Origin of the sequence: Pseudomonas chlororaphis subsp. chlororaphis, from assembly GCF_003945765.1 — a bacterium.
Taxonomy (GTDB): Bacteria; Pseudomonadota; Gammaproteobacteria; order Pseudomonadales; family Pseudomonadaceae; genus Aquipseudomonas; species Aquipseudomonas chlororaphis.
In genome coordinates, this window is sequence record NZ_CP027712.1 from 1919085 (window position 1) to 1932809 (window position 13725).

General features: G+C 59.7%; 10 protein-coding genes. All 10 read left to right on the forward strand.

The features are described from left to right. Position 1 precedes the first annotated feature (1 nt). Positions 2–1774, forward strand: coding sequence for a succinate dehydrogenase flavoprotein subunit (gene sdhA / locus C4K27_RS08750; protein ID WP_007931499.1), 1773 nt, complete (start codon positions 2–4; stop codon positions 1772–1774). Between the two features lie 12 nt (positions 1775–1786). Further along, positions 1787–2491, forward strand: a complete 705-nt coding sequence (locus C4K27_RS08755) for a succinate dehydrogenase iron-sulfur subunit (protein ID WP_007931501.1) — start codon at positions 1787–1789, stop codon at positions 2489–2491. Positions 2492–2767: 276 nt separating this feature from the next. Next, positions 2768–5599, forward strand: coding sequence for a 2-oxoglutarate dehydrogenase E1 component (locus C4K27_RS08760; protein ID WP_007931503.1), 2832 nt, complete (start codon positions 2768–2770; stop codon positions 5597–5599). A 42-nt stretch (positions 5600–5641) separates the two neighbouring features. Then, positions 5642–6862 (forward strand): 2-oxoglutarate dehydrogenase complex dihydrolipoyllysine-residue succinyltransferase, encoded by a 1221-nt coding sequence (gene odhB, locus C4K27_RS08765; RefSeq protein WP_009042789.1) that lies wholly within the window; start codon positions 5642–5644, stop codon positions 6860–6862. A gap of 112 nt (positions 6863–6974) precedes the next feature. Beyond that, positions 6975–8411 carry a dihydrolipoyl dehydrogenase gene (gene lpdA / locus C4K27_RS08770; protein ID WP_007931507.1) on the forward strand — a complete coding sequence of 479 codons (1437 nt, stop codon included), beginning with the start codon at positions 6975–6977 and terminating at the stop codon, positions 8409–8411. Positions 8412–8635: 224 nt separating this feature from the next. After that, the gene (gene sucC / locus C4K27_RS08775; RefSeq protein WP_007931510.1) at positions 8636–9802 is read left to right on the forward strand and encodes an ADP-forming succinate--CoA ligase subunit beta; all 1167 of its coding nucleotides are present in this window, start codon (positions 8636–8638) and stop codon (positions 9800–9802) included. Next, positions 9802–10683 carry a succinate--CoA ligase subunit alpha gene (gene sucD, locus C4K27_RS08780; protein WP_007931513.1) on the forward strand — a complete coding sequence of 294 codons (882 nt, stop codon included), beginning with the start codon at positions 9802–9804 and terminating at the stop codon, positions 10681–10683. The genes sucC and sucD overlap by 1 nt, the downstream gene beginning before the upstream one ends. A gap of 358 nt (positions 10684–11041) precedes the next feature. Further along, complete coding sequence (gene brnQ, locus C4K27_RS08785; protein WP_007931515.1) at positions 11042–12355, forward strand: branched-chain amino acid transport system II carrier protein; 1314 nt, start codon at positions 11042–11044, stop codon at positions 12353–12355. Between the two features lie 174 nt (positions 12356–12529). Further along, complete coding sequence (locus C4K27_RS08790) at positions 12530–13267, forward strand: DUF599 domain-containing protein (RefSeq protein ID WP_007931525.1); 738 nt, start codon at positions 12530–12532, stop codon at positions 13265–13267. After that, entirely contained in the window at positions 13267–13668 is a 402-nt protein-coding gene (locus C4K27_RS08795) for an MAPEG family protein (RefSeq protein ID WP_009042792.1), read from the forward strand. The genes C4K27_RS08790 and C4K27_RS08795 overlap by 1 nt, the downstream gene beginning before the upstream one ends. The last annotated feature ends 57 nt before the right edge of the window (positions 13669–13725 follow it).

The window sequence follows — 13725 nt, forward strand, 5'->3', positions numbered from 1 at the left end:
CATGGCTAACATTCCAACGATTTCTTTCGACGCCATCATCATTGGTGGCGGCGGCGCCGGCATGCGTGCCGCATTGCAGCTGGCCCAGGGCGGCCACAAGACTGCAGTGATCACCAAGGTGTTCCCGACCCGCTCGCACACTGTGTCGGCCCAGGGCGGCATCACCTGCGCCATCGCGTCGGCCGACCCGAACGATGACTGGCGCTGGCACATGTACGATACCGTCAAGGGGTCCGACTATATCGGTGACCAGGACGCTATCGAATACATGTGTCAGGAAGGCCCGGCCGCGGTTTTCGAGCTGGACCACATGGGCCTGCCGTTCTCCCGCACCGAAACCGGTCGTATCTACCAGCGTCCTTTCGGCGGCCAGTCCAAGGACTACGGTAAAGGCGGCCAGGCTGCCCGTACCTGCGCGGCTTCCGACCGTACCGGTCACGCGCTGCTGCACACCCTTTATCAGGGCAACCTGAAAGCCGGCACCACCTTCCTGAACGAGTACTACGCTGTTGACCTGGTGAAGAACCAGGACGGCGCGTTCGTCGGTGTGATCGCGATCTGCATCGAAACCGGCGAAACCACCTACATCCGCGCGAAAGCCACCGTATTGGCGACTGGCGGTGCAGGGCGTATCTACGCATCCACCACCAACGCCCTGATCAACACCGGTGACGGTGTCGGCATGGCGCTGCGTGCTGGCGTGCCGGTACAAGACATCGAAATGTGGCAGTTCCACCCGACCGGCATCGCCGGTGCCGGTGTACTGGTTACCGAAGGTTGCCGTGGTGAAGGCGGTTACCTGATCAACAAGCACGGCGAGCGTTTCATGGAGCGTTATGCTCCGAACGCCAAGGACCTTGCCGGTCGTGACGTTGTTGCCCGTTCGATGGTGAAAGAAATCATCGCCGGCAACGGTTGCGGTCCGAATGGCGACCACGTGATGCTCAAGCTCGACCACCTGGGCGAGGAAGTGTTGCACAGCCGTCTGCCAGGCATCTGCGAACTGTCCAAGACTTTCGCTCACGTTGACCCGGTGGTTGCTCCGGTTCCGGTTGTTCCGACTTGCCACTATATGATGGGCGGCGTTGCCACCAACATTCATGGTCAGGCGATCACCCAGAACGCCGAAGGCAACGACGAAATCATCCCTGGCCTGTTCGCAGTGGGTGAAGTGGCTTGCGTATCGGTTCACGGTGCCAACCGTCTGGGCGGCAACTCGCTGCTCGACCTGGTGGTATTCGGCCGCGCTGCCGGCCTGCACCTGGAAAAAGCGCTGACCGACGGTATCGAATACGACGACGCCACCGACGCCGACATCAATGCGGCCCTGGCACGTCTGTCCGCCCTCAACGAGCGTACCGACGGCGAAGACGTGGCGACCCTGCGTCGCGAGCTGCAAAGCTGCATGCAGAACTACTTCGGCGTATTCCGCACCGGCGAATACATGCAGAAGGGCATCGCCCAGCTGGCCGAGCTGCGCACCCGCATCGCCAACGTCAAAATCAACGACAAGTCGCAGGCGTTCAACACTGCACGTATCGAAGCGCTGGAACTGCAGAACCTGCTGGAAGTGGCCGAAGCCACTGCCATCGCTGCCGAAGTGCGTAAAGAGTCCCGTGGCGCCCACGCCCGTGAAGACTTCGAAGACCGCGACGACGAAAACTGGCTGTGCCACACCCTGTACTTCCCGGGTGAGAAGCGCGTTGCCAAGCGTGCCGTTAACTTCTCGCCGAAGACTGTTCCGACTTTTGAACCAAAAGTCCGGACTTACTAAAGGGTGATCGATATGTTGCAAGTCGAAGTTTATCGTTACAACCCTGACACCGACTCCGCGCCGAAAACCCAGGTTTTCCAGGTCGACACCGGTGGCAAGGATTTGATGGTGCTGGACGTACTGGCGCTGATCAAAGAGCAGGACGAAGGTTTCTCCTATCGTCGCTCCTGCCGTGAAGGCGTTTGCGGTTCCGACGGCATGAACATCAACGGCAAGAACGGCCTGGCCTGCATCACGCCGCTGTCTGCCGTGGTGAAGAACAACAAGCTGGTTGTTCGTCCGCTCCCAGGTTTGCCGGTTATCCGTGACCTGGTCGTCGATATGAGCATCTTCTACAAGCAATACGAGAAGGTGAAGCCATTCCTGCAGAACGACACGCCGGCTCCGGCCATCGAACGTCTGCAGTCCCCTGAAGAGCGCGAAAAGCTCGATGGTCTGTACGAGTGCATCCTGTGCGCTTGCTGCTCGACTTCCTGCCCGTCCTTCTGGTGGAACCCGGACAAGTTCCTGGGTCCAGCTGCCCTGCTGCAAGCCTATCGCTTCCTGGCAGACAGCCGCGACACCAAGACGTCCGAGCGCCTGGCTTCGCTGGATGATCCGTTCAGCGTATTCCGCTGCCGCGGCATCATGAACTGCGTCAACGTTTGTCCGAAAGGCCTGAACCCGACTAAGGCCATCGGTCACATACGTAACATGCTGCTCTCGAGCGGCGTGTGATTCAGCTGCTGTAACCCAGTTGTTGTAAAGGCAGGACCGCTGTACCCGTAGAGGCTACGGCGCAGGCTTCAACCGGCGCCGTAGTTTTAAGCTGAGCAGCAGCTCACAAAGTTGCCGCTCGTATTTTGAAGAAATGAGACAAGCAGGGGCATCCGGGCTGGTACCCGGACTATCAGCGTGATCCTAAGTGGCTTGTTTTGGTCGCTGCACTCGGACTTTTGCAAGTTTGCTCGGTGTCTTCGCCGGTGGTGTTCCCCTAACCGAGGGTGACCAAGCATGCAAGAAAGCGTGATGCAGCGCATGTGGAACAGCGCCTACCTATCCGGTAGTAACGCTGCCTATGTGGAAGAGCTCTACGAGCTCTACCTGCACGACCCTAACGCTGTGCCAGAAGAGTGGCGCACTTACTTCCAGAAGTTGCCTACCGACGGCAGCACTGCCATCGATGTTTCGCACTCGACAATCCGCGATCATTTCGTGTTGCTGGCAAAGAACCAGCGCCGCGCCCAGCCGGTATCCGCCGGTAGCGTGAGCAGCGAGCACGAGAAGAAGCAAGTTGAAGTGCTGCGATTGATCCAGGCCTACCGTATGCGTGGCCACCAGGCAGCCCAGCTGGACCCGCTGGGGCTGTGGCAGCGTCCTGCACCTGCAGACCTGTCAATCAATCATTACGGCTTGACCAATGCCGATCTTGATACGACCTTCCGTGCCGGCGACCTGTTCATCGGCAAAGAGGAAGCGAGCCTACGCGAAATTCACGAAGCGTTGCAGCAGACATATTGCCGCACCATCGGCGCTGAATTTACGCACATCACCGATTCCGAGCAGCGCCAGTGGTTCCAGCAGCGTCTGGAAAGCGTACGCGGCCGTCCGACCTACTCCACGGATATCAAGGGTCATCTGCTCGAGCGCGTCACCGCAGCTGAAGGCCTCGAAAAATACCTGGGCACCAAGTATCCGGGCACCAAGCGTTTCGGCCTGGAAGGCGGCGAAAGCCTGATCCCGATGCTCGACGAGCTGATCCAGCGTTCCGGTTCCTACGGGACCAAGGAAGTCGTGATCGGCATGGCCCACCGTGGTCGCCTCAACGTCCTGGTCAACACCTTCGGCAAGAACCCGCGCGAGCTGTTCGACGAGTTCGAAGGCAAGAAGAAGGTCGAACTGGGTTCCGGTGACGTGAAATACCACCAGGGCTTCTCGTCCAACGTGATGACCACCGGCGGTGAAGTTCACCTGGCCATGGCCTTCAACCCGTCCCACCTGGAGATCGTTTCGCCAGTGGTCGAGGGTTCGGTGCGCGCCCGTCAGGATCGCCGCAACGACCAGACCGGTGACAAGGTTCTGCCAATCTCGATCCACGGTGACGCTGCTTTCGCAGGCCAGGGCGTGGTGATGGAAACCTTCCAGATGTCGCAGACCCGCGGTTTCAAGACCGGCGGCACCGTGCACATCGTGATCAACAACCAGGTCGGTTTCACCATCAGCAACCCGCTGGACTCGCGTTCCACCGAGTACGCCACCGACGTCGCGAAAATGATCCAGGCGCCGATCCTCCATGTAAATGGTGACGATCCGGAAGCCGTGCTGTTCGTGACCCAGCTGGCCATCGACTACCGCATGCAGTACAAGCGCGATGTGGTGATCGACCTGGTCTGCTACCGTCGTCGCGGCCACAACGAAGCGGACGAGCCAAGCGGCACCCAGCCTCTGATGTACCAGCAGATCGCCAAGCAGCGCACCACCCGTGAGCTGTATGCCGATCGTCTGGTCCAGGCAAGCGTGCTCGACGCCGAGCGTGTTCAGGCGAAAGTCGACGAATACCGCAACGCGCTGGACAACGGCCTGCACGTCGTGAAGAGCCTGGTCAAAGAGCCGAACAAAGAGCTGTTCGTGGACTGGCGTCCATATCTGGGTCACGCCTGGACTGCACGTCATGACACCACCTTCGATCTGAAGACCCTGCAGGAACTGTCCGCCAAGCTGCTGGAGCTGCCGGAAGGCTTCGTGGTCCAGCGCCAGGTCGCGAAGATCTACGAAGACCGTCAGAAGATGCAAGCCGGCGGCCTGCCGATCAACTGGGGTTATGCCGAAACCATGGCATACGCGACCCTGGCGTTCGAAGGTCACCCGATCCGCATGACCGGCCAGGATATCGGCCGCGGTACGTTCTCGCACCGTCATGCGGTCCTGCACAACCAGAAAGACGCCAGCACCTACATTCCGCTGCAGCACCTGTACGACGGCCAGCCACGTTTCGATCTGTACGATTCGTTCCTGTCCGAAGAAGCCGTACTGGCGTTCGAATACGGTTACTCGACCACCACGCCAAACGCGCTGGTGATCTGGGAAGCCCAGTTCGGCGACTTCGCCAACGGTGCCCAGGTGGTGATCGACCAGTTCATCACCAGTGGCGAGCACAAGTGGGGCCGTCTCTGCGGCCTGACCATGCTGCTGCCGCACGGTTATGAAGGTCAGGGTCCTGAGCACTCTTCGGCTCGCCTGGAGCGTTACCTGCAGCTGTGCGCCGAGCACAACATCCAGGTCTGCATGCCGACCACCCCGGCCCAGATCTACCACCTGCTGCGTCGTCAGGTGATTCGCCCGCTGCGCAAGCCGCTGGTGGTCCTGACTCCGAAGTCGCTGCTGCGTCACAAACTGGCCATCTCGACCCTGGAAGATCTGGCGGAAGGTTCGTTCCAGACCGTTATTCCGGAAATCGATGCCCAGGATCCAAAAGACGTGAATCGTCTGATTCTGTGCAGCGGCAAGGTCTACTACGACCTGCTGGAAAAACGCCGTGCCGAAGGCCGCGACGACATCGCCGTCGTGCGTATCGAGCAGCTGTACCCATTCCCTGAGGACGACTTGAACGAAGTCCTGGCTCCGTACACCAACCTCAAGCATGTCGTTTGGTGTCAGGAAGAGCCGATGAACCAGGGTGCCTGGTACTGCAGCCAGCACCACATGCGCCGCATCGTTGGCAATCACGACAAGTCGCTCGTACTCGAGTACGCAGGCCGTGAAGCCTCTGCTGCACCTGCATGCGGTTACGCGTCGATGCACGCCGAGCAGCAGGAAAAACTGCTGCAAGATGCTTTCACTGTTTAACGCCTTCGCGCACCTGAAACCGAATTTAAGGAACCACAGATAATGGCTATCGAGATCAAAGCCCCCACTTTCCCGGAATCGGTTGCCGATGGCACCGTTGCCACCTGGCACAAAAAACCGGGCGACGCCGTCAAGCGCGACGAACTGATCGTCGACATCGAAACCGACAAGGTCGTGCTGGAAGTTCTGGCCACCGCTGACGGCGTGCTGGGCGCTATCGTCAAGAACGAAGGCGACACCGTTCTGTCCGACGAAGTACTGGGCTCCATCGCTGAAGGCGCTGCCGCCGCTGCTGCTCCAGCCGCTGCCGCACCGGCTGCCGCCCAGGCCGCAGCGCCTGCTGCCGAAGGCGAAGACGATCCAATCGCTGCTCCAGCCGCGCGCAAGCTGGCCGAAGAGAACGGCATCAATATCGCTTCCGTTGCCGGTACCGGCAAAGGCGGTCGCGTGACCAAGGAAGACGTGGTTGCAGCCGTTGCCGCCAAGAAAGCCGCTCCGGCTGCCGCGCCTGCCAAGGCCGCTGCTCCTGCCGCCGCTGCTCCGGTATTCGCTGCTGGCGACCGCGTCGAGAAGCGTGTTCCGATGACCCGCCTGCGTGCCAAGGTTGCTGAGCGTCTGGTCGAAGCCCAGTCGAACATGGCGATGCTGACCACTTTCAACGAAGTCGACATGACCGAAGTCATGGCCCTGCGTTCGAAGTACAAGGATCTGTTCGAGAAGTCCCACAACGGCGTACGCCTGGGCTTCATGTCGTTCTTCGTCAAGGCTGCTACCGAGGCGCTGAAGCGTTTCCCTGCGGTCAACGCCTCGATCGACGGCTCCGACATCGTTTACCACGGTTACGCCGACATCGGTGTTGCCGTGTCCAGCGACCGCGGCCTGGTGGTTCCGGTTCTGCGTAACGCCGAACTGATGAGCCTGGCTGAAATCGAAGGCGGCATCGCCACCTTCGGCAAGAAAGCCCGTGACGGCAAACTGTCGATGGAAGAGATGACCGGCGGTACTTTCACCATCACCAACGGTGGTACTTTCGGTTCGATGATGTCGACTCCGATCGTCAACCCGCCACAAGCGGCGATCCTGGGCATGCACAACATTCTGCAGCGCCCTATGGCGATCAACGGTCAGGTGGTTATCCGTCCGATGATGTACCTGGCCCTGTCCTACGATCACCGTTTGATCGACGGCAAAGAAGCAGTGACCTTCCTGGTTACCATCAAGAACCTGCTGGAAGACCCGGCTCGTCTGCTGCTGGATATCTGATTTCGTAGCATGGGCCGATCAGCGATGATCGGCCTTTCGCCGAAACGAACAGCTTCGTCCCACGACGGCCTCCACAAGAGGCCGTCCGGTTTGATTCGAGAAGGAATGACACATGACTCAGAAATTCGACGTGGTAGTGATTGGCGCAGGCCCTGGCGGCTATGTAGCTGCCATTAAAGCTGCGCAACTCGGCCTCACGACTGCCTGCATCGAGAAATATACCGACAAGGAGGGCAAGCTGGCCCTCGGCGGTACTTGCCTGAACGTCGGCTGCATCCCTTCCAAGGCGCTGCTGGACAGCTCCTGGAAATTCCACGAAGCCCAAGACGGTTTCGCGATCCACGGTATCAGCCACGCTGGCGTGTCCATGGACGTGCCTGCGATGGTCGGCCGCAAGGCCAACATCGTGAAAAACCTGACCAGCGGTGTTGCCACCCTGTTCAAGGCCAACGGCGTGACCTCCATCCAGGGCCACGGCAAACTGCTGGCCGGCAAGAAAGTCGAAGTCACCAAGCCTGACGGCTCGGTGGAAGTGATCGAAGCCGAGAACGTCATCCTGGCGCCGGGCTCGCGTCCAATCGACATTCCACCGGCTCCGGTCGATCAGAAAGTGATCGTCGACTCCACCGGCGCCCTGGAATTCCAATCCGTACCAAAACGCCTGGGCGTGATCGGCGCTGGTGTGATCGGTCTGGAGCTGGGTTCGGTATGGTCCCGTCTGGGCGCTGAAGTGACTGTCCTCGAAGCTCTGGACACCTTCCTGATGGCTGCCGACACCGCCGTCTCCAAGGAAGCGCTGAAAACCCTGACCAAACAGGGTCTGGACATCAAACTGGGCGCTCGCGTCACCGGCTCCAAGGTCAACGGCGAAGAAGTGGTCGTGACCTACACCGATGCCAACGGCGAACAGAACATCACTTTCGACAAGCTGATCGTAGCCGTTGGTCGCCGTCCAGTGACCACTGATCTGCTGGCTGCTGATTGCGGCGTGACCCTCGACGAGCGCGGTTTCGTGCACGTTGACGATCACTGCGCTACCACCGTACCGGGCGTTTACGCGATCGGCGACGTGGTTCGCGGCATGATGCTGGCTCACAAGGCCTCGGAAGAGGGCATCATGGTCGTCGAGCGCATCAAGGGCCACAAGGCTCAGATGAACTATGACCTGATCCCTTCGGTTATTTATACTCACCCGGAAATCGCGTGGGTCGGCAAGACCGAGCAGGCCTTGAAAGCTGAAGGCGTTGAAGTTAACGTCGGCACCTTCCCGTTCGCAGCCAGCGGCCGTGCCATGGCAGCCAACGACACCGGCGGTTTCGTAAAAGTCATCGCTGATGCCAAGACTGACCGTGTACTGGGCGTTCACGTGATCGGCCCAAGCGCGGCAGAACTGGTTCAGCAAGGTGCGATCGGCATGGAGTTCGGCACCAGCGCCGAAGACCTGGGCATGATGGTTTTCTCCCATCCGACCCTGTCCGAAGCCCTGCACGAAGCAGCACTGGCAGTGAATGGCGGCGCCATCCACATCGCCAACCGCAAAAAGCGTTAAGACAATAAGAAACCACGGCGGATTGCCCGTCGTGAGCCTTGCGAGCAAGACTCACCGCGGAACGTCCGCTGGACTCGACCTCACGGGAATCTTCATGCGCTGTGCCGCAGCCCAGGCTGCGGATGCGGGGCAGGGGAGTCCGGTGAGGAGCGGTCACAGGTGGCGCGGCACTCATCAAGAGCGCAGCGCCGAATGCGCAGTACCTAACGAAGACGGTAAAAAGCATGAATCTTCACGAGTATCAGGGTAAGCAGCTGTTCGCTGAATACGGCCTGCCAGTATCCAAAGGCTACGCGGTAGACACCCCGGAAGAAGCAGCAGAAGCTTGCGACAAGATCGGCGGCTCCGAGTGGGTTGTCAAAGCCCAGGTTCACGCCGGTGGTCGCGGTAAAGCGGGCGGCGTAAAGCTGGTTCGCAGCAAAGAAGACGCTAAAGCATTCGCTCAACAGTGGTTGGGCAAGCGTCTGGTGACTTACCAGACTGACGCCAATGGTCAGCCAGTCACCAAGATCCTGGTTGAATCGTGCACTGATATCGCTAAAGAGCTGTACCTGGGCGCTGTCGTCGACCGTTCGAGCCGTCGCATCGTGTTCATGGCTTCCACCGAAGGTGGCGTGGACATCGAGAAAATCGCTCACGACACCCCTGAGAAAATCCTCAAGGCTACTATCGATCCACTGGTTGGCGCTCAGCCATTCCAGGGTCGCGAGCTGGCTTTCCAGCTGGGCCTGGAAGGCAAGCAAGTCACTCAGTTCGCCAAGATCTTCGTCGGCCTGGCCAAACTGTTCCAGGACCACGATCTGGCACTGCTGGAAGTGAACCCGCTGGTGATCAAGGCTGATGGCGATCTGCACTGCCTGGACGCGAAGATCAACATCGACGCCAACGCCATGTACCGTCAGCCTAAGCTGAAGACTTTCCACGATCCGTCCCAGGACGATCCGCGCGAAGCGCACGCTGCCAAGTTCGAACTGAACTACGTAGCGCTGGAAGGCAACATCGGCTGCATGGTCAACGGTGCCGGCCTGGCCATGGGTACCATGGACATCGTCAACCTGCACGGCGGCAAGCCAGCCAACTTCCTCGACGTAGGTGGTGGTGCTACCAAAGAGCGCGTGACCGAAGCCTTCAAGATCATCCTGTCCGACACCAACGTCGCTGCAGTACTGGTCAACATCTTCGGCGGCATCGTTCGTTGCGACATGATTGCCGAAGGCATCATCGGTGCAGTGAAAGAAGTCGGCGTGAAAATCCCGGTTGTTGTTCGCCTTGAAGGCAACAATGCTGAACTGGGCGCTAAAGTACTGGCAGAAAGCGGCTTGAACATCATCGCTGCTACCAGCCTGACCGACGCTGCTCAACAAGTTGTCAAAGCTGCGGAGGGCAAATAATGAGCGTCCTGATCAATAAAGACACCAAAGTTATCTGCCAGGGTATTACCGGTTCGCAAGGTAGTTTCCACACCCAGCAAGCCATCGAATACGGCACCAAGATGGTTGGCGGCGTAACTCCGGGCAAAGGCGGCACCGAGCACCTGGGCCTGCCTGTCTTCAACACCGTGAAAGACGCTGTAGCTGCCACTGGCGCCACCGCCAGCGTGATCTACGTTCCAGCTCCTTTCTGCAAGGACTCCATCCTGGAAGCGGCTTTCGGCGGCATCAAGCTGATCGTCTGCATCACCGAAGGCATTCCTACCCTGGACATGCTGGACGCTAAAGTTAAGTGCGACGAGCTGGGTGTTACCCTGATCGGCCCTAACTGCCCAGGCGTGATCACTCCAGGCGAATGCAAGATCGGCATCATGCCAGGTCACATTCACTTGCCAGGCAAGGTCGGTATCGTTTCCCGTTCCGGCACCCTGACTTACGAAGCCGTGAAGCAGACCACTGACGCCGGTTTCGGTCAGTCCACCTGCGTCGGCATCGGTGGTGACCCGATCCCAGGCTCCAACTTCATCGACATCCTGAAGCTGTTCCAGGAAGACCCGAAGACCGAAGCGATCGTGATGATCGGTGAGATCGGCGGTTCGGCTGAAGAAGAAGCGGCTGCCTATATCAAGGCTAACGTGACCAAGCCGGTTGTTTCCTACATCGCTGGTGTGACTGCTCCTCCGGGCAAGCGCATGGGCCATGCTGGCGCAATCATCTCTGGCGGCAAAGGCACTGCAGACGAGAAATTCGCTGCTCTGCAAGACGCAGGCGTGAAAACCGTGCGTTCGCTGGCAGACATCGGCAAGGCCCTGGCCGAGCTGACTGGCTGGGCTGTCAAGTAAGCCTCGCGCTTAGCTGACGCTCCACCAACAAAGGCCACCTTCGGGTGGCCTTTGTTCGTTAAGAGCAGTTGCAAGCCTCAAGCGACAAGCTGCAAGAGAAGCTTGTCGCTTGAAACTTGTACCTTGCAGCTGCTTTTAATACGTAAACGCGACACGCAAATGTCGCTGATCGGACAGTTCGCCCTCTAACAGTGCGTTTGTCTTACAAATTCGGTAGTCTAGCCGCCTCTTTTGCGTCTGCGTCCCACAAGGAAGCCGCGCGCTAAACGGGTCAGTCCTATACGGACCGACAGCATTTCCCTCACCCATAAGGGAAATCCCTCTCTAAATTCCGATTCAGTAGTGTGGTATTTCCTTAATGAAAGTGTTGAAAGGCCAGGACATTCTGGCACTGGGTTTTATGACCTTTGCCCTGTTCGTCGGGGCCGGCAATATCATCTTCCCGCCTATCGTCGGCTTGCAGTCCGGACCTAACGTCTGGATCGCGGCGCTGGGCTTTCTGATCACCGCTGTGGGGCTTCCGGTGGTGACTGTCATTGCGCTGGCCAAGGTCGGCGGGGCGATGGACGCGCTGAGCAGCCCGATCGGCAAGATCGCCGGTGGCCTGCTGGCGGCGGTCTGCTACCTGGCGGTCGGCCCGTTGTTCGCGACGCCGCGTACCGCGACCGTGTCCTTTGAAGTAGGCCTGGCGCCCCTGACCGGCGAAAGCCCGCTGGCGCTGTTCCTCTATAGCTCGGTGTATTTCCTGCTGGTGTTTTTCATCTCCCTCTACCCGGGACGCCTGCTGGATACCGTTGGACGTTTCCTCGCGCCGCTGAAGATCATCGCCCTGGCCGTACTGGGCATCGCCGCGTTCGCCTTGCCGGCCGGTGATATCGGTGTTGCGACGCCCGAATACGTCGCGGCGCCGTTCTCCCAAGGCTTCATCAATGGTTACCTGACCATGGATACCCTGGGCGCGCTGGTGTTCGGCATCGTCATCGTCAACGCCATCCGTTCCCGCGGTGTCGAGTCGCCACGCCTGATCACCCGTTACGCGATCATCGCCGGGCTGATTGCCGGTATCGGCCTGGCGCTGGTGTATGTCAGCCTGTTCCGCCTGGGTTCGGGCAGCCATGAAGTCGCGGCCGGTGCCACCAATGGCGCGGCGGTGCTGCACGCTTATGTGCAACACACTTTCGGCTCCCTGGGCAGCGGCTTCCTCGCCGTGTTGATTTCCCTGGCCTGCCTGGTGACCGCGGTCGGTTTGACCTGCGCTTGCGCGGAGTACTTCAGCCGCGTACTGCCGCTGTCGTACAAGACCCTGGTGATCATCCTGGCGGCGTTCTCGCTGCTGGTGTCCAACCTGGGCCTGACCAAGCTGATCGCCTTCTCCATCCCGGTGCTGACCGCCATCTACCCACCGTGCATCGCCCTGGTGGCCCTTAGCTTCTGCAAGGACTTCTGGCATGAGCAAGGCCGCATCGTCGGTCCGGTGATGCTGGTGTCCTTCCTGTTCGGCCTGATCGACGCCCTCAAGGGCGCCGGCCTGGCGGACTGGATGCCAACCCAGTTGATGCACCTGCCGCTGAGCGAGCAGGGCCTGGCGTGGCTGGTGCCTTCGGTCATGACCCTGGTGGTCGCGGTAGCCTGCGACCGCCTGCTGGGCAAGCGCAGCGAAGCGCTGGCCTAAACCGCTATCTGCCGGGGCCCGTCACAAACGGGCACCGAGTAGCCATGAAAATGCCCCGTATCCAGCGATACGGGGCATTTTTTATGGGCGGCCGATGGTGTCTTTTTTCCTCGATCAACGTCGAAGCAGTGCCAGTTGTATCCGCACTCTGCCAACGCCTATCCGGGAACCTGCATGTCGTTCGTCGAAGCCAACCTGATCCATCTCATCGCCGCCCTCTGGTTTGTCATCTGCTGGGGCGGCTACACCCGCTACGCCACGTGGAAGGGCCGTGACACCGCGTGCCTGGCCAGCGTGCTGCACCTGTACCGGGAAGACTGGATGCGCCGCATGCTGCTGCGCGACAACCGCATTGCCGACGCCAGCGTGATCGGCAACCTGGAACGCAATGCCTCGTTCTTTGCCTCCAGCACCCTGATTATCCTCGCCGGTATCCTCACCGTGCTTGGCGCTTCCGAGCGTGCGGTGTCGCTGCTGGCCGATATTCCCATGGTGCAGCAGGCCTCCCAGGGCATGTCGGAGATCAAGCTGCTGTGCCTGGCCCTGGTGTTCGTCTATGCCTTCTTCACCTTCAGCTGGTGCATGCGCCAGTACAACTTCGCGGCCATTCTCGTGGGCTCGGCGCCGATGATCGGTGAGCGGCATGTTTCCGAACAGGAACGAAAAGCCTTTGCAATGCGGGCCGCGCGGGTGATTTCCATGGCCGCCAACCAGTTCAACTTCGGCCTGCGTTCCTATTACTTCGGCATGAGCATGCTGGCCTGGTTCGTCAGCCCCTGGCTGTTCATGCTGATGAGCGCGGGCGTGGTGCTGGTGCTGTACCGCCGGGAGTTTCATTCCGACGTGTTGGATGTGATGGTCTATACCCCTACAGAGGCGCCATTGCCCGAGGCGAACAAGGAGATAGCCTGATGAGTATTGCGTTCTGGTGTGTGTTTATCAGCGCGTTGTTGATTTACGTGGCGCGCATACCGGTAGCCAGGGCGATGAAAGAGCAGGGCGGCTACGACAATCACCTGCCACGCCAGCAACAGACACAACTCACGGGGTTCGGCGCCCGGGCAGTGGCGGCGCACCAGAACAGTTTCGAAGCCTTCATGTTATTCGCGGTGGGGGTCCTGATGGCCCATACCACCCAGACTCAGGGCTGGTTGATCGACGGCCTGGCGATCGTCTTCGTCATTACGCGGGTTATCTATCTGCTTTGCTATTGGGCGGATCTTGCCTGGCAGCGCAGTCTGGTCTGGTTTATCGGTCTGCTCTGCTCATTGCTGCTGATGCTTAGTCCGACTTTTCGCAGCCTGTTGGCTTAGCGTTATTGCAGACAAAGTAAAGCCCGCACTAGGCGGGCTTTCTTTTTGCTGCACTAA